The sequence below is a fragment of the Nevskia ramosa DSM 11499 genome, assembly GCF_000420645.1.
Taxonomy (GTDB): domain Bacteria; phylum Pseudomonadota; class Gammaproteobacteria; order Nevskiales; family Nevskiaceae; genus Nevskia; species Nevskia ramosa.
On record NZ_ATVI01000007.1, the window covers coordinates 369,548 to 392,665 of the forward strand.

21 protein-coding genes are annotated in these 23,118 nt (G+C 65.6%); 7 read left to right on the plus strand and 14 right to left on the minus strand.

The features are described from left to right. Positions 1-2 precede the first annotated feature (2 nt). Genes fliI through fliE form a run of 5 tightly spaced genes read right to left on the minus strand, consistent with a single transcriptional unit; the run spans position 3 to position 5,041 of the window. Positions 3-1,355 (minus strand): flagellar protein export ATPase FliI, encoded by a 1,353-nt coding sequence (gene fliI / locus G513_RS0113035; RefSeq protein WP_022977290.1) that lies wholly within the window; start codon positions 1,353-1,355, stop codon positions 3-5. Next, positions 1,355-1,981 carry a FliH/SctL family protein gene (locus G513_RS0113040; protein ID WP_022977291.1) on the minus strand — a complete coding sequence of 209 codons (627 nt, stop codon included), beginning with the start codon at positions 1,979-1,981 and terminating at the stop codon, positions 1,355-1,357. The genes fliI and G513_RS0113040 overlap by 1 nt, the downstream gene beginning before the upstream one ends. After that, the gene (fliG, locus tag G513_RS0113045) at positions 1,981-2,967 is read right to left on the minus strand and encodes a flagellar motor switch protein FliG (RefSeq protein ID WP_028475503.1); all 987 of its coding nucleotides are present in this window, start codon (positions 2,965-2,967) and stop codon (positions 1,981-1,983) included. Before fliG ends, G513_RS0113040 begins: the two co-directional genes overlap by 1 nt. 20 nt (positions 2,968-2,987) lie before the next feature. Next, on the minus strand, positions 2,988-4,688 hold the full coding sequence (gene fliF, locus G513_RS0113050; protein ID WP_022977293.1) for a flagellar basal-body MS-ring/collar protein FliF: 1,701 nt from the start codon (positions 4,686-4,688) through the stop codon (positions 2,988-2,990). A gap of 20 nt (positions 4,689-4,708) precedes the next feature. After that, positions 4,709-5,041 carry a flagellar hook-basal body complex protein FliE gene (gene fliE / locus G513_RS0113055; protein WP_022977294.1) on the minus strand — a complete coding sequence of 111 codons (333 nt, stop codon included), beginning with the start codon at positions 5,039-5,041 and terminating at the stop codon, positions 4,709-4,711. Between the two features lie 278 nt (positions 5,042-5,319). Between fliE and G513_RS24980 the strand changes: the two genes are divergently transcribed. Further along, positions 5,320-6,282 carry a GGDEF domain-containing protein gene (locus G513_RS24980; RefSeq protein ID WP_022977295.1) on the plus strand — a complete coding sequence of 321 codons (963 nt, stop codon included), beginning with the start codon at positions 5,320-5,322 and terminating at the stop codon, positions 6,280-6,282. A 123-nt stretch (positions 6,283-6,405) separates the two neighbouring features. Then, positions 6,406-7,461 (plus strand): NAD(P)-dependent alcohol dehydrogenase, encoded by a 1,056-nt coding sequence (locus tag G513_RS0113065; protein WP_022977296.1) that lies wholly within the window; start codon positions 6,406-6,408, stop codon positions 7,459-7,461. Between the two features lie 60 nt (positions 7,462-7,521). Here G513_RS0113065 and G513_RS0113070 read toward each other — a convergent pair whose 3' ends face one another. The 6 genes from G513_RS0113070 to fliS form a co-directional block, all read right to left on the minus strand. Continuing rightward, complete coding sequence (locus G513_RS0113070; RefSeq protein ID WP_022977297.1) at positions 7,522-9,054, minus strand: sigma-54 dependent transcriptional regulator; 1,533 nt, start codon at positions 9,052-9,054, stop codon at positions 7,522-7,524. Next, entirely contained in the window at positions 9,047-9,445 is a 399-nt protein-coding gene (locus G513_RS0113075; protein ID WP_028475504.1) for a response regulator, read from the minus strand. The genes G513_RS0113070 and G513_RS0113075 overlap by 8 nt, the downstream gene beginning before the upstream one ends. A 121-nt stretch (positions 9,446-9,566) precedes the next feature. Continuing rightward, positions 9,567-11,060 (minus strand): RNA polymerase factor sigma-54, encoded by a 1,494-nt coding sequence (gene rpoN, locus G513_RS0113080; protein ID WP_022977299.1) that lies wholly within the window; start codon positions 11,058-11,060, stop codon positions 9,567-9,569. 211 nt (positions 11,061-11,271) lie between these two features. Next, complete coding sequence (locus G513_RS0113085; RefSeq protein ID WP_028475505.1) at positions 11,272-11,907, minus strand: response regulator; 636 nt, start codon at positions 11,905-11,907, stop codon at positions 11,272-11,274. Between the two features lie 62 nt (positions 11,908-11,969). Continuing rightward, a complete protein-coding gene (locus tag G513_RS0113090) occupies positions 11,970-12,557 on the minus strand; it encodes a PilZ domain-containing protein (RefSeq protein WP_084711515.1) in 588 nt (195 codons plus the stop codon). A gap of 335 nt (positions 12,558-12,892) precedes the next feature. Continuing rightward, complete coding sequence (gene fliS, locus G513_RS0113095; protein WP_022977302.1) at positions 12,893-13,294, minus strand: flagellar export chaperone FliS; 402 nt, start codon at positions 13,292-13,294, stop codon at positions 12,893-12,895. Positions 13,295-13,415: 121 nt separating this feature from the next. Here fliS and G513_RS0113100 point away from each other — a divergent pair, with 121 nt between their 5' ends. The 5 genes from G513_RS0113100 (at position 13,416) to G513_RS0113120 (ending at position 19,952) form a co-directional block, all read left to right on the plus strand. Next, positions 13,416-13,817 (plus strand): hypothetical protein, encoded by a 402-nt coding sequence (locus tag G513_RS0113100; RefSeq protein ID WP_156891651.1) that lies wholly within the window; start codon positions 13,416-13,418, stop codon positions 13,815-13,817. An 83-nt stretch (positions 13,818-13,900) separates the two neighbouring features. Continuing rightward, complete coding sequence (locus G513_RS0113105) at positions 13,901-15,172, plus strand: TolC family protein (protein WP_028475506.1); 1,272 nt, start codon at positions 13,901-13,903, stop codon at positions 15,170-15,172. Positions 15,173-15,180: 8 nt separating this feature from the next. Further along, a complete protein-coding gene (locus G513_RS0113110; protein WP_022977305.1) occupies positions 15,181-16,422 on the plus strand; it encodes an efflux RND transporter periplasmic adaptor subunit in 1,242 nt (413 codons plus the stop codon). Between the two features lie 10 nt (positions 16,423-16,432). Then, positions 16,433-19,591, plus strand: a complete 3,159-nt coding sequence (locus tag G513_RS0113115) for an efflux RND transporter permease subunit (RefSeq protein WP_022977306.1) — start codon at positions 16,433-16,435, stop codon at positions 19,589-19,591. Positions 19,592-19,625: 34 nt separating this feature from the next. After that, entirely contained in the window at positions 19,626-19,952 is a 327-nt protein-coding gene (locus G513_RS0113120; protein ID WP_022977307.1) for a YnfA family protein, read from the plus strand. 13 nt (positions 19,953-19,965) lie between these two features. On the opposite strand, the gene fliD is transcribed toward G513_RS0113120, so the two are convergent. The 3 genes from fliD to G513_RS0113135 all read right to left on the minus strand — a co-directional run bounded on the left by fliD (position 19,966) and on the right by G513_RS0113135 (position 22,937). Then, positions 19,966-21,297 (minus strand): flagellar filament capping protein FliD, encoded by a 1,332-nt coding sequence (gene fliD / locus G513_RS0113125; protein ID WP_022977308.1) that lies wholly within the window; start codon positions 21,295-21,297, stop codon positions 19,966-19,968. Positions 21,298-21,307: 10 nt separating this feature from the next. Continuing rightward, entirely contained in the window at positions 21,308-21,640 is a 333-nt protein-coding gene (locus G513_RS24985; protein ID WP_022977309.1) for a flagellar protein FlaG, read from the minus strand. A 145-nt stretch (positions 21,641-21,785) separates the two neighbouring features. Continuing rightward, entirely contained in the window at positions 21,786-22,937 is a 1,152-nt protein-coding gene (locus G513_RS0113135) for a flagellin (RefSeq protein WP_028475509.1), read from the minus strand. Positions 22,938-23,118: the final 181 nt, after the last annotated feature.

Here is a 23,118-nt window from a genome sequence, read left to right on the forward strand (position 1 = left end):
ACTTACTTCACCTCGGGGAACAGGTTCTGCAACGCCGCGTGGGACGCCGGAAACATCGACGGCTCATGCACGTCCTGACGCAGGAAGGCTTCGATGCGCGGCCACATCGCCATTGCCGCGTCGACCTTGGGATCGGTGCCCGGCTTGTAGGCGCCGATGTTGATCAGGTCGCGATTGCGCTGGTAGGTCGACACCGTCTGCTTGAAGGCGCGGACCCGCCGCTGATGATCGAGCGGCGTCACTTCGTTGGCGACGCGGGAGATCGAGGCTTCGATGTCGAGCGCCGGGTAGATGCCGGCGTCGGCGATCGCGCGACTCAGCACGAAGTGGCCATCGAGAATGCCGCGTGCGGCGTCGACGATCGGATCGTTCTGGTCATCGCCTTCGGCGAGCACGGTATAGAACGCGGTGATCGAACCGCCGCCCGGCAAGCCATTGCCAGCGCGCTCGACCAGCTTCGGCAACTGCGCGAACACCGAGGGCGGATAGCCGCGTGTCGCTGGCGGTTCACCGACGGCCAGGCCGATCTCGCGCAGTGCCTGCGCATAGCGGCTTAAAGAATCCATCAGCAGCAACACGTTCTTGCCCTGATCGCGAAACGCCTCGGCAATCGAGGTCGCCAGCCAGGCACCGCGTACGCGCGCCAAGGGCGAACGATCCGCAGGCGTAGCGACGACCACGGCGCGCTTCAGCGCTTCCGGGCCGAGCGCGTTGTCGATGAAATCGCGGACTTCACGGCCGCGTTCGCCGACCAGGCCAACGACGATGATGTCCGCCTGCGTATAGCGGGTCATCATGCCGAGCAAGGTCGATTTGCCGACGCCGGTGCCGGCGAACAAGCCGAGGCGCTGACCGCGGCCAACGGTCAGCAGCGCGTTGATCGCGCGCACGCCGACATCGAGCGGCTCCTTGATCGGCGCGCGGGCCAGCGGATTGATCGGCGTCGTGGTCGCCGCGCGACGTTCGCAGACCAGACGGCCGAGGCCATCGAGCGGTTCGCCTTCGCTGTCGAGCACGCGGCCGAGCAGACCTTCGCCGACCGGCACCCGCGGCATCCGCGCCATCGGGATGACTCTGGCATTCGGTTTCAGGCCGTGCATCTCGCCGGTCGGCATCAGATAGGTGCGGTCGCCGGAGAAGCCGACCACTTCCGCTTCGAGCATGCCGCCATCGGCGTTGACCACGCGGCAGCGGCTGCCGATCTGGCTCTGGCAGCCGACCGCTTCCAGGGTCAGGCCGACGACGCGCTTCAGCACGCCTTCGACGACCACCGAGCGTGAGTTGGCCGCGCGGTCGGCAGCCAGCGTCAAAGCCTTGGCGAGGCGGCTGTCACGGGCGGCAGTCAGGGCGGTCATTACCGCTCTCCGAGCAAGGCCTGGGCCACGGACGCGGCGCGGGTATCGAGCCGGGCGTCGATCTGCGCGGAGTCGGTGACGATGCGGCAATCACCGCGCATCAGTTCCTTGTCGGCCACCAGCTTCCAGCCGGCGTAGTCCTCGGGCAGGGTCAGGGTATCGCGCACCAGATCGGCATCGGCCGGGTGCAGATGGATGCGGGCATCGCGGGCCGGCACTGCCAGCGCGCCGATCGCTTCGCGGATGATGCCGGCGATCGCGGCCGGCTCCTGCACCAGCGTGGTCTGCGCCAGACGACGACCGACTTCCAGCGCCAGCGCGATCATCGTTCGCTCGACTTCGCCATCGAGATCCTTCAGCGGCCGCGACAGATGCTCGAACACCGCTTTCAGGCGATCGACCGCATCACGAATCTTCGCCGCGCCATCGGCATAACCTTGGGCCTGCGCTTCGGCATAGCCGCGCGCATAGCCGTCTTCGTAGGCGGTGCGTTCGAGCTGATCGAGATGATCGGCGCTGTGCGGTGGCGGCGGTGGCGAATCGGCAGGATCGGCAAACGTCGGCATCGCCCAGCGAGTGGCATCGCCGACGGTTTCCGCGCTCCAGTAGCCCTGTGGGTTCGACATCAGACGAAGGATTCGCCCTTGCCGCCCAGCATGATCTCGCCGGCGTCACCGAGACGGCGCGCCACGGCGAGGATTTCCTTCTGCGCCGATTCGACATCGGCGAGCCGCACCGGGCCTTTGGCTTCCATGTCCTCCACCAGCATGTCGGCGGCGCGCTTGCTCATGTTCTTCAGGAACTTGTCGCGGATCTTCGGATCGGCGCCCTTCAGCGCCAGGCCCAGCTGCTCGGTCTGGATATCGCGGAGCAGGGTCTGGATGCCGCGATCGTCGACGTCGGCCAAGTTGTCGAAGACGAACATCAGGTCCTGGATGCGAGTGCCAAGTTCGCTGTCGCTTTCGCTGATCCGCGCCACGATCGCCGTTTCCGACGCGGTATCCATCAAGTTCAGGATGCTCGCCGCGACCTTGACGCCGCCGACGCTCGAGGACTTCAGATTGGAGCCACCGGAGAACTGGCGTTCCATGATCTCGTCGAGTTCCTTGAGTGCGGCCGGCTGGATGCCGTCGAGCTTGGCGATGCGCATCAGCACGTCGCTGCGCATCCGCTCCGGCAACTGCAGTACCACTTCGGCGGCCTGATCGGGATCGAGATAGGCGAGCACGATGGCGACGATCTGCGGATGCTCGTTGCGCACCAGATCGGCGACCGCGCGAGTCTCCATCCACTTCAGCGCCTCCAGGCCCTTGGAGTTGCGGCCGAGCAGGATTCGATCGATCAGGCCGGAAGCCTTGTCCTCGCCGAGCGCGCCTACCAGCACGCGTCGCACGTAGTCATCGGCGCCGACACCGAGGCTGGTCTGGGTATCGAGTTCGGTGACGAAGTTCTCCAGCACTTCGGTGGCGCGCTCGCGCGAGACGTTGGTCAGCACCGCCATCGCCTGGCCAACCTTCTGCACGTCCTTGGCGCCCATGTGCCGGAGCACTTCGGCAGCTTCGGCTTCGCCGAGCGACATCAGCAGGATCGCCGCGCGCTCAGGTCCCGGAATGTCGTTTTTCATGACCGCGCTCATCCTTCGCTACCGATCCAGTTCTTGACCAGCTGCGCGACCCGCTTCGGATCCTGGGCCACCGCAGCGCGGGCCTGCACCAGCTTCTGTTCGTATACCTTCGGTACTTCCGGCGCGCTGCTCAGGCTCAGGCGATCGCCGAGCACTTCGCCGGTCATCTCGCCACCGACCGCGAGCTGCGCCTTGCGCTCGGCCATCTGTTCCAGCACGGCATCGACCGTGCGTGGTGCCGATGGCGACATCAGGCTTTTCAGCATCGGCCGCACCACCAGCAGCGCGATCAGCAGCACCACGAGTGCGCCAAGACCCTGGCGTGCGTAGTCGCGCATTTCCGGCTGCTGCCAGATCGGCAGCGGGGCGATCGGTGCCAGCGCTTCATTGGGCATGAAGGCGGCGTTCTGCACGGTCACGGTGTCGCCGCGCTTCTCGTCGAAGCCGACTGCTTCACGAACCAGCGCCTGCACCTTGGCGATCTCGGCATCGGTCAGCGCGGTCGGCACCAGCACACCCTTGTCGTTGGCCTTCGGCAGATTGTCGACCAGCACGGCGACCGACAGCCGCTGCACCTTGCCCGGCGATTTGCGGGTATGGCTGATGGTCTTGTCGAGCTCGAAATTGCGGGTGGCCGAACGGGTTTCGGTGGTCGGCGTGGTGCTCGCAGCCGTGCTGGCGACCGCTGTTGCCGGAGCACCCGGAACCGGCGCGCCATTGACCGTGTTCAACGGCACGGCCTGCGTGGGATTCGGCGGCTGGTTGGAGGTGGCGCCCGGGATGCCCTGGGCGGCACCGCCGGCACCATTGCGCGTCGCCTCCTCGCTGGTCTGCTCGCTGCGGATCGCCTGCGGGTTCGGGTTGTAGGCTTCGCGCGCTTCTTCGGTGACGCTGAAATCGACGTCGGCCGAGACCTGGGCGCTGACCCGGCCTGCGCCCATCATCGGCGCCAGCAACTGTTCGATGCGGCGCACGTAATCGGCTTCCACGCGGCGCGCAAAGCTGAACTGTTCGGAAGAAGCATCGGCCTCGCTATTGTTGCCGTCCCCAGTCAGCAGATGGCCGTACTGATCGATCACCGTGACGGCCGAGGGCTGCAGGTTCGGCACGCTCGACGCCACCATGTGGACGATCGACGCCACCTGCCCGGCTTCAAGCTGGCGGCCCGGATGCAGCTCCAGCAGCACCGACGCGCTGGCCTGATCGCGCGAGCGGGCAAACGCCGAAGGCTTCGGCAAGGCCAGATGGACGCGCGAGCTCTTGACCGACATCAGGCTGCCGATGGTCCGCGACAGCTCGGTTTCCAGGGCCAGCTGATAGCGCGCAGTTTCGATGAACTGGCTGGTGCCGAAGCCCTGTTCCTCGCGAATCATCTCCATGCCCAGCGATGAACCTTTCGGCAGCCCCTGCGAAGCCAGACGCAGGCGCGCTTCGTGAACCTTGTCGGCCGGCACGGTGACGCTGCCGCTCGCGCCATCAAGCTTGAATTCGATGCCGGCGGCGCGCAGCGCATCAGCCACTTCGGCGGAATCCTTCTCGCCAAGGTTGGGGTACAGCGGCGCCTGGTTCGGCTTCTGCGCCCAGAAGAACAGGGTGATGCCGGCGGCGATCGCCAGCGCGATACCGGCGATCGCCATCAGCTGGCGTACCGCCGGAAGATCCTGGAGCTTGCGGGAAGCGAATCCCGCGGGAAGGGCGATGTCAGCCATGGTCGTTTAGATTCTTGTGATCACAGCGGCATGTTCATGACGTCTTGGTAGGCAGATACCAGACGGTTGCGAACTTCGACCATGGCCTTGAACGAGACCTGGGATTTGGAGGTGGCGAGCATCACGCTGGCGAGATCGGTGTTCGGATCGCCCAGCTCGAACTTCTTCTGCAGCTCGCTGGCCTTGTTCTGGAGGCTTCCAACCGAGTCGATCGACGATTTCAGCATGGCGCCGAAACCGCCGGCGGCCTCGCTGCCGGCCTCCGTGGCCAGCGGCGCCGACGGGCGATTCGTCGCCTGCGTCTGCAGTGCGCGAATCTGGGAAAGCACCTGGCTGACGTCGATCGTGTTCATCCATCTTCACCTTGGGCTAGGCAGCACTTGAGGGCTGGTCTGCCAGCGTTCGAGCAAGACCTGTTCCACGGCGGGAGCACGCGAAAACCCCTGTAATCAGGCGGAATGGCGACAGATTTCCGACGCGAAACGGCGCGTCAAACCGAGCTTCCGCGCAGCTCTACCTTCGGTCGGCCAACGAGAATTGATCACTGTCAACCGTCATCAACGCCGCCCACACTCGCGCCGTCTGCAGTTGTGCCGGCATCGCCGGCCATGCTCCCAATAGAGAAATCGTGATGTCGCAATCTTCAGGAACAACCGCTGCTGGCGATGAGGCGCCGATCGCACCGACGGAGGTCGCGCGGCTACGCGAAGCACTGGCTCTCGCCCATGCCACGGTCGAAAGCAGCGAGCGGTTCAGCCGCCATGGCCTGCTGATGCAGGCGTTCATGGATGGCAGCGCTCAGCTCGCCTGGCTCAAGGACGAACGCGGCCGGCTGGTCTGGGCCAATCGCCACTGGTTCGAGCAATTCGGCGTCGACGAAAGCGCGGCGCTCGACAAGAGCGATTTCGAACTGTTTCCCGAAGCGGAAGCGCAGCGCATCCGCGCGCTCGATCTGGACGTGCTTGGCGGCCATGCGCCGCGGCACAGCATCGAAACGATGATCGGCCGCGATGGCCGCGAGTTGATCTGGCGGGTCACCCGTTTCCCGTTCCATGACGCCGCTGGCCAGCGCTACGTCGGCGGCTTGGCCGAGGACGACACCGAGCGCGTTCGCCAGCACGAGGTCGCCCATCGGCAGACGATCACCGACAACCTCACCGGGCTGCTGAATCGCAACGGTTTCGACGCGCAGGCCGAACCGGAATTGCTGCGCGCGCGGCGGCGCGGTTCGTCCTGCACCCTGGTCTGCATCGGGCTCGACGGCCTGGGCGGCGTCAACGAGCGCCTGGGCTCTGCCGCCAGCGACGCGCTGATCTCGCTGGCTTCAATGATCCTGCGCAAGAGCTTTCGCACCACCGACATCGTCGCCCGCATCGGCGACGACAGCTTCGCGATCCTGGCGCCGGATTCGTACGGCGAAGTGGACGTGATCCGCCGCCGCCTGCAGGCCGCGGTCGCAGAGTTGTCGGCGAATCCGATCCTCGAAGCGCAGTTCGATTTCCGGATCGGCCTGCTGCATTGCGAGCCGGCCGGCAGTGAATCGCTGGCGCAGTTGCTGGAGCTGGTTGATCGGCAGATGACAGCCGCGAGCTGATCAGGCGCGATGTTCCGGGGAGACTGCGAGCTTTTTTGAACGCTTTCAGTACTTCGCTTGTCGGACCAGGAGTATGTTACCGATCGGTATCATCGCTCTCCCGCCAGCAACGGAACCCCAAAAATGTCCATCACCTCGCTCAGCTACGCGGCCCCCGCCGCCAGCGCCCCGCTTGCCCCGTTCACGATCAACCGCCGCGACCTGCGGCCGAAGGATGTCTCTATCGACATCCTCTATTGCGGCGTCTGCCACTCCGATGTCCACCAGGCCCGCGATGAATGGGGCGGCTCGAAATTCCCGTTGGTACCCGGCCATGAGATCGTCGGCCGCATCGCCGCCGTCGGCCCTGATGTCAAGGGTTTCAAGGTCGGCGATACCGTCGGCGTCGGCTGCATGGTCGACAGCTGCCGCAGCTGCGCGGCCTGCCAGGAAGGCGTCGAGCAGTATTGCGAGAAAGGCTTCACCGGCACCTACAACGGCAAGGATCGCCACGACGGCTCGACCACCTACGGCGGCTATTCCAATCACATCGTCGTCGATGAAGCCTTCGTGCTGCGGGTTTCGGACAAGCTGCCGCTGGACGCGGTCGCGCCACTGCTCTGCGCCGGCATCACCACCTACTCGCCGCTGCGCTTCTGGAAGGTGGGCCCGGGTGACAAGGTTGGCGTCGTCGGCCTCGGCGGGCTCGGTCACATGGCAGTGAAGATCGCCAATGCGATGGGCGCCCACGTGGTGCTGTTCACCACCTCGCCGAGCAAGGTCGCCGATGCGATCAGACTCGGCGCCAAGGAAGCGGTGATCTCAAACGACAAGAAAGCGATGTCGGCCCACGCCAACAGCTTCGATTTCATCATCGACTGCGTCAGCGCCCCGCACGATCTCAACGCCTACATGGTGCTGCTCAAGCGCGAAGGCACGATGACCCTGGTCGGCGTGCCGGACAAACCGCCGACCATCGAAATGGCACCGCTGGTGTTCAAGCGCCGCCACCTCGCCGGCTCGTTGATCGGCGGTGTCGCGGAGACGCAGGAGATGCTCGATTTCTGCGCCGAACACGACATCGTTTCGGATGTCGAGGTGATCGACATCAAGCAGATCAATGAAGCCTATGACCGCATGGTCAAGAGCGATGTGAAGTACCGCTTCGTGATCGACCTGGCGACCTTGAAGGCAGCCTGATTCTCGAATCGAAGTAAGCACCCGGCAGCGCAAGGCTGCCGGGTGTGCCCGCAAAGCACGTTAGAGCTCGATGTCGGCGTCGTCGCGCTGCAGGCCGTACTTGCGCAGCTTTTCGACCAGGGTCGTGCGCCGCGTATTGAGCAGCTTTGCGGCATGGGCGACCACGCCGGAAGACTGCGTCAGCGCCTGCTTGATCAGGGCCAGTTCGATGGTTTCGATGTGGTCTTTCAGGTTGACGCCATCGGGCGGCAACTGTGTCGAGGCTGACGGGAAATAGGTGCTCGATGCCGACGACAGCGGCGGCAGGCTGCTGATCGCCGTGAAGCCGGTCGAGCCCATTCCCGATCCACCGCTGGACAGGCTGCGGGCATTGACGGCGATCGGCTCGTGTTCTTCGTCGGCCACCGCCGGCACCGATGTCACGGGCGTCACCGGCAGCGCCACGTTCTGGCGATAGCGGGTCGGCAGTTCGGCGATGCCGACCATCGAATGCGGATGCAGCACCGCCAGACGCTCGATCAGGTTCGACAGCTCGCGGACATTGCCGGGCCAGTGATAGGCGCGCAGTGCGTGCACGGCATCGGGCGCCAGCCTGACCGAGCCATGACCGTTGCGGCGCATCGAATCGATCAGGTCATCGATCAGCAGCGGCAGATCTTCCAGGCGTTCACGGAGCGCCGGCATCTCGATCGGGAACACGTTCAGGCGATAGAACAAGTCTTCGCGGAACGTGCCCTTTATGATGTTCTCTTCGAGGTTGCGGTGAGTCGCGGCGATGATCCGCACTTCGCAACGCATGCTGCGATTGGAACCGACTCTCTCGTAGGTCCGTTCCTGCAGCACGCGCAGGATCTTCACCTGCATCGGCAGGGTCATGTCGCCGATTTCGTCGAGGAACAGGGTGCCGCCATCGGCCATCTCGAAGCGGCCCTTGCGCGAAGTGATCGCGCCGGTGAAGGCCCCCTTCTCGTGACCGAACAGTTCCGATTCCAGCAGTTCGCTCGGGATCGCCCCGCAGTTGACCGCGACGAACGGCTTGTCGCGTCGCGCCGATTGCTCGTGCACGGCGCGCGCCACCACTTCCTTGCCGGTGCCGGATTCGCCGGTGACCAGCACGGTGGTGTCATGGCCGGCCACCTGTTCGACCATGCGCCGCACCTTGCGGATCGGTGCGGAGTTGCCGGTCGGGCCGACCAGGCGCGTCGCCGCCGCTTCCTGGTCCATGCGCACCAGGCCGGCACGGCGCAGCAGATCGTTCAGCTGGGCGTAGCGCACCGGCTGTTCGAGCGCGAAGCAGGCGCTGCGATCGAGACTGAACTGCTCGCAGATCGCTTCCTGGCGCATCGGCGAGACCAGCAGCGGTGGATGGTGACGGTCACGCTTCAGCCATTCGACGAAGCGGCCGAGCGCAGCAGCGTCGGCTTCCTGGCCGACGATCACCGCCAGCCATTCCTGGGGTTTGCGGTCGGCCAGCTTCAGCGCGGCCGCACTGGGCACGCAGACCGGCACGAAATCGATGAACTGCAGGATCGAGGCAAGTGTGGCCGAGCTCTGCTCGTCACCATCGATCACCAGCACACGGGACTCAGCCATGCGCGCCGCCCTCCTGTACCGATGCGACCATGTTGGCGCGCACGTACTCGGCGATGCGGTGCTCGTAATCGTGCTTGGAGATGAAGCCATCGGCACCGGCCTGCGCGGTGTGCTCGCGGTGCTCGGCGTCGTCGTAGTGGCTGGCGATCAGGATGCGCGGCGGCGTGTCCTGCGCCTTGATCAGCCGGGTCGCCTGCAGGCCGCCCATGCCCGGCATCGACAAGTCCATCAGGATCAGATCGGGGCGCAGTTCTTCGGCGAGACGCACGGCGTCGTAGCCGTCATGACCGAGGCCAACGACGCTGATTTCCGGCACCGTGGCCAACAGATGGCGGGCCAGCACCAGAAACGCTTCGTTGTCATCGACCAGCAAGGTACGAACGGTATTCATGTCGACTCTCGGCAGCGGGTTCATCCAGAAACGTCGTGATCGGTGAGCGTGTTCACGGGGCTGACTGAGCTCCGGGGCTGCCGCCCGTGAAATCGCGCGTTGAAGTGCCATTCAAGGCACTTCAACAAGCTCGCGCGAATTCACCCATTCTGACCGGAACCAGAGGCGCGATCCGCCTGCGTTCCTTGGCCGGTGCAATTTTCATGGCTTCGCGGTACTTGGCGATCGTCCGGCGGGCGATCAGGACGCCGCCGCGGGCAAGGATAGCGGCGATCGCGCCATCGCACAGCGGTGCGCTCAGCTTCTCGCCATCGACGATGCGGCGGATCATCGCCCGTACCGCGATGCCCGAGGTATCGCTCTCCGCGCCCTGGATCTGGCTCGGGAAAAAGTCCTTCATCGAGTACACGCCCCAGGGCGTGGCGACGAACTTGTTGGAGGTCACGCGGCACACCGTGGACTCGTGCATGGCGATCGCATCGGCGACTTCGCGCAGGGTCAGCGGCAGCATCCCTTCCTCGCCGCGGCGCAGAAAATCGCGCTGCCGTTCGAACACCACGCGGGCGGTTTTCAGCAGGGTTTCATGGCGCATTTCCAGGCCGCGAACCAGCCAGCGCGCCTGCTGCATCTGATCCTTGAGGCCGCGATGGGCACTGGCCGACGTGGCCATCATCCGCTCGTAGGTGCTGTTGACGCGCAGCTTCGGCAGGCTGGCCGGATTCAGTTCGATCTTCCAGGCGCCGGCGACGCCGCTGACAATCAGATCCGGCACCACCGCCTGCGCCGGTTCGATGCGCGAGGCACCCGGCTTCGGATCGAGCGTGCGGATCAGATCCATCGCCTGGATCATCCGGGTTTCGGTGGCGCCGAGTTCGCTGCGCAGCTTGCCGAAATCACGGGCGGCGACTCTCTCCAGATGGTTCATCACCAGCGTTTCCGCCAGGTTACGGCCCGGCGTGCCGGCCTTGACCGTTTCCAGCTGCAGCAGCAGGCATTCACGCAGATCGCGAGCGGCGAAGCCGGTCGGTTCGACGCTCTGCACGGTGGTCAGCGCGGCTTCGAGTTCGGCCATCGTCACCTGCCATTCGGCCGGCAGGCTGGCGAGGATCACCGCCAGCTCGGTTTCCAGATAACCGTTGTCGTCGACGTGTTCGATGATCGCGATGGCCAGCTGCCAGTCGCGGCGGCTGTCGATGATCAGCTCCAGCTGTTCGAGGGCGGCAACCCGGGCATCCTCGATCGGCGCCGCCGCGCGGCGGGCTTCGATCGGCTCGCCGTCTTCGGTCGGTTCGCCACCGGACCAGGACTCGGCGCTCGACCAGTCGAAGTCGGCATCGACTCTGTCACCAGCAGCTTCGTCGCAACCGCTGACCGCCACCTCGGTGGACTCGCTGCTGGCCAGCGTGCGGTCGATCAGCTCGGCAGACGGCGCTTCGGCACCGGCCGTCGTCGGAGCGACGTCGTCATGACGCTCGAGCAGCACATTGCCTTCCAGGGCGGATTCCACTTCCTGTTCCAGCTCGATCGCCGAAAGCTGCAAAAGGCGAATGGACTGAAGCAGTTGCGGGGTCATCGCGAGATTCTGCGAGATGCCCATCCTGGTGGCCGGCTTCATGATTGCGCTCCGTTGAGTGATTGCCTGGAGCCATCCTCAATCAAAGCGCAGCATCGCCCAATCAGTTTATTCCTGACCGGATGTCAGCTAAATCCTGACATGTGTCAAAAGCTGATCGGCGGTCATGCCACTGGTCCGGAAATTGCCCTCGCCGGTCCGGATACAAGCTTTGGGCGAGGCCGTGCTCTCGGCCTGGGCAAGTCCACACCGCTCAGCTTTCCGCGCCTTCCAGACCGGTGCGGATCGCGTAGCGCATCAGCGCATTGGTGCCATACAGACCGAGCGCATCCATCATTCGCGCCCGGTGGGTTTCGACGGTCTTGGTGCTGATGCCCATCAACTGGGCGATTTCCTTGGTCGACTTGCCGCGGGCAATCATCTGCAGCACCTGCTGCTGGCGGCGCGGCAGGGTCACGCTGTCCTCGGCACGCGCCGATTTGCGCACCCCGACCAGCGTGTGCGACACGCTCGGGCTTAAGTACGTCTGACGCTTGGCCACCGCCTTCAGCGCCAGTTCCAGCTCCACCGCTTCGCCCTGCTTGGACAGATAGCCAACCGCGCCAGCCTTCAGCGCCGCCCGCACCTGCGAAGCCTCGGAGCGCGCCGACAGCACCATGACCATGGTCTGCGGGTAGTGGCGGCGGATCTGCTGCAGCACGTCGAGGCCGTTGATCGTCGGCAGGGTCAGGTCGATCAGCGCCAGATCCGGCTGCTGCCGGGCGACCAGTTCCAGCAACTGCTGGCCATCGCCGGTTTCGCCAAGCACCTCGATGCCAACGATCGCTTCGCAGAGCTTGCGAATGCCGGCACGAACCAGCGGCTGGGAATCGGCGAGGACGAGTCGCATGGCAAACAGGTGATCCGACACGAAAGATAGCCGCAGTCTAGCGCCGCGCCATCTCGGCGGGCTCAGCTCGTGGACGTCCGGCCCCTGACCGGCAGCCGTCCGGCAATCGCCCGGCGGTGACGCAGGAAGACGTGGCGTTCGAGTGCGGTCTGCAGCGCATCGCCGAACGCTTCGAAACAAGCGTGACGTTCATCGCCATCGACGTGGACGATGCGCGCCGGCCAGACCAGCGGCTGCGGCACGCTGCGGTTCAGGCGCAGGGATACCAGACCGACGTCTCCGAGCGCCTGTTCACCGCTGAACACCAGGCCCTGCCAGGACAGACGCACCCGGCGCGCTTCCGCCGTCGGTGCGTTCTGGCTGACCAGAAAGCCGAGCAGATCGATGACCAGATTCAGCTTCTGGTTCAGCCGCGCGATCTCGGCATCGATCGGCGAATTTTCATCGGCCGTAGTTCCACTGCCGCGCTGCTCGTCGAGCAGGGCGACGGCCGCGAGCACGCGCAGATTGTCTTCGTTGAACTGCTCCAGGCGGACGGCGCCGGGCAATGCGGCCAGCGGCGTCCAGCTGACCGGCATGGCAGAGTCATAGCTCAGCGCATCGCCGAGCGGAGCACTGACAACGGCAGTCATCGGAGTCGGATCAGGCATGAAGGGCTCCGTGCAAGGCCTGCGCCCAGCCAGCGAGCGACGGATAGCCGACGCGCCCTGCCCTAGGGTCTGTTGACATCGCTTTGGTCGCTGCGGCGGAGGTCGTTTTTGCCCAGTGCAACGAACGAGGAGCGGCCAATGGCCGACCCATTGGCGCGACGAGAGAGGCAGCAATGGGCAAAAACGATCCCGCCCCGAAGGGTTGCGGCCAAAAAGCCGCCGGGACGTCGTTGCGAACCTTGACCATAGGTAAGCTATGGCCTGCGGTTCGCGCCTCGCCCGGCGGCTTTTTGACTCGCAACGCAGCGATCAAAGTGATGTCGGCAGACCCTAGATCAATGCGCCTTGGCGCGCGCCGTGATCAGGTCCCAGGCGCTCTTGATCTCGCGCAGCAGGCCGATCACTTCATCGACGGCTGCGGGATCGTCGGCCAGGTTGGCAGCCGGCAAGCGGCCGAGCATGTAGTCGTAGAGGCGGCGCAGATTGCGGGCGATGTCGCCGCCAGCATCGACATCGAGCACCAGCCGCAGATGCTCGATGATCGACATCGCCGAGGTCAGGTAGTGATGCTTGGCTTCGCGCTCCTGGCGCAGCATCGCGCCGCGGGCATACGCCAGCCGATCGATCGCGCCACCGAGCAGCATCTCGATCAGCTTGACCGGATCGGTCTCGACGGTCGCCGCCGCGATGCCGGTCTGGCGGTACTGGTTCATCGCGGAATTCATGTAGTGGGCCATCGCCGGTTCCTTCGTTTGCCTGCTTCGTCTAACGGCCTCGCGGGCGGGAACTTGAGTGCGATGTGGCCTTCATCGATCGTCATTCATTCGGACCCATGCTCGGCTCTGCTACCCTTTCAGCGTGATCACCACTCGCCCCTTGCTGCTGGTTCTGGCCTGCATTGCCGTACTGGTGATGCGGCTTGGCGGCGTTCACCAGCATCTCTGCTTCGATGGCTCGGAAGCACCGAGCGCGCTGCACTTCGTCGATGGCGGGCTGCATCACATCGAGACGGCAGGCGGCGATCTGATCAACGACGACGTGCATCACCACGATGTCGAAGTCTCGGCCGCTGACGATGGCGTGACCCAGCTGCCGTCGCTCGATCTGCCGGTGCTGGCGCTGCTGATCGCCGCCAGCTTGCTGCTGCCGCTGGCCCGGCGCAGTGGCTTGCGCCCTGCCCGCCTGGTCGCCCGTCCCTCTCCATCTCCACAGCATTTACGGCCGCCACTGCGCGGTCCACCCCGTTTCTCCTTCGCGTGATCTGAACGCGCCCGGCCGCTGAGGCTCGGGCATCGAACGCCGCTGGCGCCATGCGCGCCGCGGCTTTGAGAAGGAGATGAACCATGTGGTCGTCATTTGCCCGCCGGCTATGCGTCGGCGTGCTGTTGTTGCTTCCCGTCGCGGTCTTTGCCGAAACGGAGGCGCCTCTGGAAGGCCCGCCGATCCGGCTTGCGCAAGCGATCGCCCAAGCCTTGGAAAAGAACCCGGACCTCGCCGCCTTCGGCTACGAGTTCCGCGCCCAGGATGGCCGCAGCGTGCAGGCCGCGCTGGTGCCGAATCCGCTGCTGAACCTGACGGTCGAAGATGCACTCGGCAGCGGTGCCCGCAGCGGCATCGATAGCGCCGAGTTCACCATCAGCCTCAGCCAGGTACTGGAGCGCGGCGCGCGGCAGGGCCGCATCGCCCTTGCCTCGGCCGGACGCGACAAGCTGGCCGCCACACAGCTCGAGAAGCTGGTCGACACCGCGGCTGAAACGGCGCGCCGCTACGGCCATGTGCTGTCCGATCAGGCGCAGCTGGTGGTCACTCACGAAGCGATCGAGCTGGCGCAGCAGACCGTCGACATGGCGCGCAAGCGGGTCAAGGCGGGCGCCGTGCCGTCGGCGGAAGTGGCTCGCGCGATGGCAGCGCTGGCGCGGGCCGAGCTGGAACACGAGCACGCCGAGCACGAACTGCTGACCAGCCGCCGCCAGCTCGCTTCGCTATGGGGCGATCGCGAACCGGCGTTCGGCACGGCGCTCGGCGATCTGATGGTGCTGCCGGAGCTGGCGCCGTTCGAAGCGCTGGCCGAGCGGCTGCAGGCCAATCCGGCGCTGCTGGCGTTCATCGCCGAACAGCGCGTGCGCGATGCCGAGCTGCAGCTCGCCGAGCAGCGCCGCAAGCCGGCCTGGCAGGTCTCTGCCGGCTTGCGCCGCTACCAGTCCGGCAATGACTTCGCTGGCGTCTTCGGCCTGTCGATTCCGCTCGGCGTTCGCGATGCCGCGCAGGGCGCGGTAGCCGAAGCGCGAGCCTTGTCCGAACAGGTTTCGGTACAGCGCACGGCGGCGGAAACACGTGGCCTGACCCAGCTGTTCGAGCTGTTCCAGGAGCTGAAGCACGCGCGCACCGCCGCCGACACGCTGGACCGCGCGGTGCTGCCGCAGATGAACGAAGCCCTGCGCCAGACCGAGTACGCCTACAGCCGCGGCCGCTACGGCTATCAGGAACTGATCGCCGCCCAGAAAGAGCTGCTCGAAGCCCGCCGCGCGCGCATCCAGGCGGCCGCCGACGGCTGGGGCTTCGCCACCGAAATCGATCGTCTGACCGGCGCGCTGCCGGCCCGGACCACGCCATGAGAATCCCGATGAAGCTTGCCAACCGACTCTTGCTGTCGCTGTTGCTGGCCGTGTTGCTCACCGCTTGCCGGGAGAAAACTGCCGCCCCTGAAATCGCTGCCGGCGAACATTCCGAAGCAGCCGAACCCGTCAAAGGTCCGAACGGCGGACGCCTGCTGGTCGATGGCGCCTTTGCGCTGGAGCTGGCGCTGATCGAAGGCAACGCGCCACCGGAATTCCACGCCTGGGCAAGGCTCGATGACAAGCCGCTGGCGCCCGCCGACGTGCAGCTTGAAGTGAGCCTGGCGCGCCTCGGCGGTGCGATCGACACGATCCGCTTCGCTCCGAAAGACGCCTTCCTGCGCGGCGACGCCGAAGTGCACGAACCGCATTCCTTCGACGTGACGGTGACGGCTCGCCACGCGGGCAAGGAGCATCGCTGGACCTACAAAAGCCACGAAGGCCGCGTGCAGATTCCAGCCGAAGTCGCGGCCGCATCGAAGCTGGTCAGCGAGGCTGCTGGCCCGGCGACGCTTTCGGAAACGCTGGTTCTATACGGCCAGATTGCCACCAATGCCGAGCAGCAACGGGAAGTCGCGGCGCGCTTTCCGGGCTTGATCAAGAGCGTGCGGCGCTCGATCGGCGATACCGTGAAGTCTGGCGAAACGCTGGCGGTGATCGAAAGCAATCTGAGCCTCGAACCGGTGGCGCTGACCGCGCCGATGGCCGGCGTGATCACTGCGCGCGATGCCAATCCCGGCGAGCAGAGCGGCGAGCGGATGCTGTTCACGATCACCGATCCGGCCTCGGTCTGGGCCGAGCTGTCAGTGTTCCCGCGTGATCGGGCGAGAGTGCGGCCCGGTGCCGTGGTCCGCGTGCGCGCAGCCGATGGTGGCGAGGCGATCAGCGGCAACGTGTCGCGCATCGGCCTCGAAGCCGGCGGCAATCAGGCGGTGACTGCTCGCGTGGTGCTCGACAACCGCAGCGGCGCGTTTCCGCCCGGCACTTTCGTCACGGCGGAAGTCGAAGTCGGCAGCATCGACGTACCGCTCGCAGTGAAGACCAGCGGCCTGCAGCAGTTCCGTGATGCCAGCGTGGTCTTCGAGCAGATCGGCGATCAGTACGAGGTGCGGATGCTCGAACTCGGCCGTCGTCATGGTGCCTTCGTCGAAGTGCTTGATGGCCTCAAGCCCGGTGCGATCTATGTCAGCGGCAACAGCTATCTGATCAAGGCGGACATCGAGAAGTCCGGCGCCGCCCACGATCACTGAGGCCAGAACCATGATCGAGAAAATCCTGAAACTGGCCATCGCACGACGCGGCCTGGTGATGCTCGCCAGTCTCGTCATCATCGCCATCGGCCTTTGGAGCTTCACCCGGCTGCCGATCGACGCCGTGCCGGACATCAGCAATGTCCAGGTGATGGTCAACACCGAAGCGCCGGGCTACACGCCACTGGAAGCCGAGCAGCGCGTCAGCTACACGATCGAGACGGCGATGGCCGGGCTGCCGAAGCTGGTGGCGACGCGTTCGCTGTCGCGCTACGGCCTGAGCCAGGTCACCGCGGTGTTCGAGGACGGCACCGACATCTACTTCGCTCGCGCCCAGGTTGCCGAGCGGATCAATGCGGTACAGAGCCAGCTACCGGCCGGGCTGACGTCGGAGCTGGGGCCGGTCGCGACAGGCCTGGGCGAGATCTTCATGTTCACCGTCGATGCCCTGCCCGGCGCAACCAAGGCCGATGGCTCGCCGATCACGCCGGCCGATCTGCGCGCCGAGCACGACTGGGTAATCCGCCCGCAGTTGCTGCGCGTGCCGGGTGTCGTCGAGGTCAATCCGATCGGCGGCTATCGCAAGGAAACGCTGATCGCGCCCGACCCCGCCAAGCTGCTCGCGTACGGTCTGACGATCAGCGATCTGCAGCGCGCGGTGGCTGGCAACAACACCAACCGCGGCGCCGGTTACGTCGAACAGAACGGCCAGCAATGGCTGGTGCGGGTGCCCGGTCAGGCGGCGGACATGGCCGATATCGGCGCCATCGTCGTGCGCGTGCAGGACGGCGTGCCGCTGCGCGTACGCGACATCGCCAGCGTTCAGGCCGGCCGCGAACTGCGCAGCGGTGCCGCTTCGCAGAACGGCCATGAAGTGGTGCTGAGCACGGTGTTCATGCTGCTCGGCGAAAACAGCCGGACGGTTGCGAAGGCCGTCGCCGCCAAGCTCGACGGGATCAAGGCCAGCTTGGCCCCAGGCATCACCGTCAACGCCGTCTACGACCGCACGACCCTGGTCGACAAGACGCTGGCGACGGTCGAGAAGAACCTGATCGAGGGCGCCCTGCTGGTGGTCGTCGTGCTGATGCTGCTGCTCGGCAACCTGCGCGCCGCGTTGCTCACGGCTGCGGTGATTCCGCTGGCGATGCTGATGACCCTGAGCGGCATGGTTCAGGGCAAGGTGTCGGCGAACCTGATGAGTCTCGGCGCGCTGGACTTCGGGCTGATCGTCGATGGCGCGGTGATCATCGTCGAGAACTGCCTGCGGCGGCTGTCGCACGCGGCCGAAAGCCAGGGCAGGCCGAGCCTCGATGAACGGATGAAGCTGGTCTTCGATGCCACTCGCGAAGTGATCCGCCCGGCGCTGTTCGGGGTGTTCATCATCACCGCCGTCTACCTGCCGATCTTTGCCTTGCAGGGCGTCGAGGGAAAGATGTTCCACCCGATGGCGATCACCGTGGTGCTGGCGCTGATCGCGGCGATGCTGCTGTCGATCACTTTCGTTCCGGCCGCCGTTGCCTTGCTGTTCGACAAGACGGTGGCCGAGCGTGAAGTCTGGCTGATGCGCATCGCGCGCAAGGTCTACACGCCCTTGCTGGCGGCCGCCTTGCGAGCGCGCGTCATGGTGGTTGCGGCGGCGTTGGTGCTGCTGATCGGCTGCGGCTGGCTGGCGACGCGGCTCGGCACCGAGTTCGTGCCGAACCTCGATGAAGGCGATATCGCCATGCACGCGCTGCGCATTCCCGGCACCAGCCTGACCCAGGCCGTGCAGATGCAGGCGCAGCTGGAAGCCGCGGTGAAGACGATGCCGGAAGTCGAGCGCGTGTTCGCCAAGATCGGCACTGCGGAAGTCGCAACCGATGCGATGCCGCCGTCGGTCGCCGACAACTTCATCATGCTGAAGCCGCGCCACGAATGGCCTGATCCAGGTAAGTCGAAAGCGCAGCTCGTGGCCGAACTCGAAGCGATCGTTCGCCGCGTGCCGGGCAACAACTACGAGTTCACCCAGCCGATCCAGATGCGCTTCAACGAGCTGATCGCCGGCGTGCGCGCCGAGTTGGCGGTGAAGGTGTTCGGCGATGACTTCGATACCCTGGTGAAGCTCGGCGAGCAGATCGAAGCGATCGTGCAGGCGGTGCCCGGTGCGGCCGATGCCCGCGCCGAACAGGCCACCGGCCTGCCGGTGCTGACCATCCTGCCGAAGCGCGAAACCCTGGCCCGGCTCGGGCTCGACATCACCACCGTGCAGGATCTGGTGGCGACCGCGACTGGCGGCAGCATCGCCGGCCAGCTCTATGACGGCGATCGCCGCGAAGACCTGGTGATCCGTCTGCCGGAAGCATTGCGGGCCGATCCGGAAGCGCTGAAGCGGCTGCCGATCATGCTGCCCAATCGTGGTTCGGGGGGCGGCTTCGTGCCGCTCGGCGAAGTCGCCGATCTGCAACTGCTCAGCGGCTACAACCAGATCAATCGCGAAGACGGCAAGCGCAGAGTCGTGGTCACCGCCAATGTGCGTGGCCGCGATCTCGGCAGCTTCGTCGCCAACGTGCAGCGGGCGATCAATGCCCAGGTGCAGCCGCCGCCGGGCTACTGGATTCGCTACGGCGGCACTTTCGAGCAACTGCAATCGGCCTCGGCGCGGCTGGCGATCGTGGTGCCGGTCACGTTGATGCTGATCGCGATGCTGCTGTTCTTCGCGCTTGGCTCGATGCGCGATGCCGCGCTGATCTTCAGCGGCGTGCCACTCGCGCTGACCGGCGGCGTGCTGGCGCTATGGCTGCGCGGCATTCCGCTGTCGATCTCGGCCGGTGTCGGCTTCATCGCCTTGTCCGGTGTCGCGGTGCTGAACGGGCTGGTGATGGTCAGCTTCATTCGCGAGCTGATCGATCGTGGCCGGCCGATCGACGCGGCGATCAGCGAAGGCGCGCTGACCCGCCTGCGCCCGGTGCTGATGACGGCGCTCGTCGCCAGCCTCGGCTTCGTGCCGATGGCCTTCAACACCGGCATCGGCAGCGAAGTGCAGAGACCGCTGGCGACGGTGGTGATCGGCGGCATCCTCTCGTCGACCCTGCTGACCTTGCTGGTGCTGCCCGGCCTGTATCGGCTGGTGCATCGGCGCGAGCGGCCGGCGCGCGAATCTGCGATCACGGTCGCGCCCTCGCAAGCATGATTGCTCTCGCGATCTCACAAAGGCTCGAGCGACGATGATCCAGACGCTGGCGCTGTTCGCGGTGACCGCCGTCGCGGAAATCGTCGGCTGCTATCTGCCGTATCTCTGGCTGCGCAAGGGCGGCTCGGTGCTGCTGCTGATTCCGGCGGCAGCGAGCCTGGCGCTGTTCGCCTGGCTGCTGACCCTGCACCCGGAAGCCGCCGGCCGCACCTATGCCGCGTATGGCGGCGTCTATGTGCTGATCGCGCTGCTCTGGCTGTGGGGTGTCGACGGCATTCGGCCGGATCACTGGGATCTGGCCGGTGCCGCGTTCGTGTTCGCAGGTCTGCTGCTGATCTATTTCGGGCCGCGCAACGCCTGAGCGCCGCGTCCAATCAGCTCAGCTTGGCCAGTTGCTGAGTCAGATACGAACTGGTGGAGCTGAGCTTGGACATCAGCGTATCGAGCGCCGTGAACTGCGCGCGGGTGCGCGCCTCATACGCCTGGATGCGGACATCGACAGCGGTCTGCTGCTTGCCGAGATCCTTGAGCCGAGAGTTCAGACCATCGGTCTTCGCCTGCAGCTGGCCATCGTCGGCGAGCAGGGTCGTGGTCAGCGCCGACATCTTGGTCGCCAGGCCATCGGTACCGGCGAACAGGCGCTGCACGGCGGCGAAATCGGTGCTGGTCGCCTTGTTGAACTTGGTGGTGTCGGAGATCAGCGTGCCGTCTGCGGAGGTGGTGATGCCGATCGCCGACAGCGTCTTGTAGACGCCGGCAGTATCGGCGCTGCCGCCGATGACGTTGCGCAGCTGCTGGGTGGCCGACAGCACCGTGGAGTCACCGAGCAGGATGCCCGCCGTCTTCGCGACCGGATCGAACTTGGTCTGGGTGGCAATGAACTTGACGACGTTGTTGTAGGCGTTGACGAAGGTCGCCACCGCCGCTTCCGAGGCTTTCTGATCGAGACCCACGGTCAGCGTGGTGCTGGTGCCCGGCTCGGCCTTGACCAGGTTCAAGGTCAGGCCATCGACGGCAGTAGTCACCGCATTGCTGCTGCTGGTAGTGGTGAAGCCATCGACCTTGACCACGGCATCGGCCGCCGGCTGAGACTCCGTGGTGTTGAAGATCGAACTGGTGACGCTGACCGCATTGGCGGTGCCGGTGGCGCGGCTGGTCAGCAGCAGGCGGGCACCGCTGCCGTCGGAAACGATGGCGGCACCGACGCCGCTGTTGTCGCTGGCGGCATTGATCTTGTCGCGCAGGTCGGCCAGCGTGTTGGCCGGGCTGGTGAGATTGACGGTGAATGATTTGCCGCCGACGGCGAGCGTGACATCGCCATCGCCAACGACAGCGCTGCTGCTGGCGTACAGATCACTGGCGCGCTTGTTGGCCGCGGCCAGCGACACGACTTCCACCGAGTAGTTGCCGGCCACCGCCTTGTTCTCGGCGCTGGCGCTGAAGTAGTCAGGCTTGGCTGGCGTGGCCGTGAGCTTGCCAAGGCTGCTGGCGGCGCCGTTGCTGCCGGGCAGCAGCGCTTTCGAAGCGGTCTGCAGATTGGCCAGTGCCGAGCGGAAATTGGCCAGTGCCGAGATCGAGGTATTGGCGCGCGTGGTGGCGATCGAGATGCGTTGATCGGCCGGGCCGCGCTCGGCGGCAACCAGCTGCGAGACGATGCTGGCGACATCGAGCCCGGAGCCGATGCCGGCGGAAGTGATGGCGGCCATGAAGATTCTCCTAAGCGATGCGCTTGATCAAGGTGCCCAGCGCTTCGTCGAGTGCTTTCGAAACGCGCAGCGCTTCCTCGGTCGGCATCTGGCGCAGCACCGTGCCGTCCTGGGCGTCGACGACCGACACCACGGTGCGGCCGCTGTCTTCGTCGATGCTGAAACGCAGATCGGTGCGGCTGTCCTTGAAACGCTGATTGAGATCGTCGACCGCCTGGGCAAGCTGCGCAGGCTGGGCGGCGATATCGGTAGCAGCCAGGCTCGACGGCTGGAGCACGGCTGGAATGGAATTCGTCTGCGCCGAACCCGGCGCAGCGATGACGGAAACGGCAAGACGATCCACGCCCCCACTCATCATGGGGGCCTGGATCGTGCTGACTGCGGTACTGGTCAGGGACATGGCTGTCGCCCTCTAAAAAATCCAACCTCCGGCTTGTCGTCCCCGATCAGAACGACAAGCCGAAGGCCGGACCCGTCCTACGTTTTACTTAGCGGAGCAGGCTCAACACGCTCTGCGGAGCCGAGTTGGCCTGCGACAGGATCGCGGTGCCGGCCTGCTGCAGGATCTGGCCGCGGGTGAGCGCAGCGGTTTCCTTGGCAAAATCAGCATCCTGGATGCGGCTGCGTGAAGCCGACAGATTCTCCGACGTCGAAGCGATGTTCGAGACCACCGAGCTGAAGCGGTTCTGGATTGCACCGAGGTTGGCACGGGCCGAGTTGATCTGGCCGAGCGCCGAATCGATCTGCTTGATCGCCAGCGAGGAACCGGCGTAGCTCGACAGATCCAGCGAGGTCAGGCCGGTGGTGGTGCTCGCCGTGCCGGTGACGCCGGTGGCGCCATCGAAGCCGGTGGCCGTGCCGTCATCGGTACCGCCGACGGTGATGTTGGACTCCGAGCTCAGCACGATCTTGCCGGTCGAGGCATCGAAGGCGGCGTTGACGCCGGTGGTGGTCGAGCTGTTGTTGATCGCATCGACAACCTGGCCGACGCGCTGCTGCGAGGTGCCGGCAGCACCGATCTGGGTGCTGATGTCGGTACCGTTGATGGTCAGCGTGCCGGCCACCGGAGCGGTCAGGACGCTGATGCCGGAGACGGCGCTGGACTGGGCGCTGGCCGAAGTCACCGAGCCGAGCGCCGCCGTGTTGGCGTCGACCAGCGAGCTGACGGTGATCGTTTCGCCGGCATTGGCACCGACCTGGAATACGGCCGAGGTGAAGCTACCGTCGATCAGGCTGACGCCGTTGAACTTGGTCTGGTTGGCAACGCGGTCGACTTCGCTGAGCAGCTGCGAGGCTTCGGTCTGCAGCGCGGCACGGTCGGTGGCGCTGTTCGAGGCATTCGCCGACTGCACGGCCAGTTCACGGACGCGCTGCAGGTTGTTGGTGACTTCGCCCAGCGCGCCTTCAGCGGTCTGCGCCAGCGAGATGCCGTCATTGGCATTGCGCGAGGCGACATCGAGGCCGCGGATCTGCGAGGTGAAGCGATCGGCGATGGCGAGGCCGGCGGCATCGTCCTTCGCGCTGTTGATGCGCAGGCCCGACGACAGGCGCTGCAGGGAGGTGTTCAGGGCGCCCTGAGACGACGACAGATTGCGCTGCGCGTTCAGAGACGCCACGTTGGTGTTGATGATTGCGGCCATGGTCATTGCTCCTGGTGAGGTGGGTCTCGGCAGGTCTGATCCGTGTCGAGGGTGCTGCGAGAAAGCGGGGAAAGATGGGCTTTGCTTCGGTGCTGCCTTGCTGCTCTTGGAGGATTTAGCGGTCCGCCCCGGCAAAACTTGACTCGCAGCGGATTGACACCGACCAGCGGTAGCAGCGCGC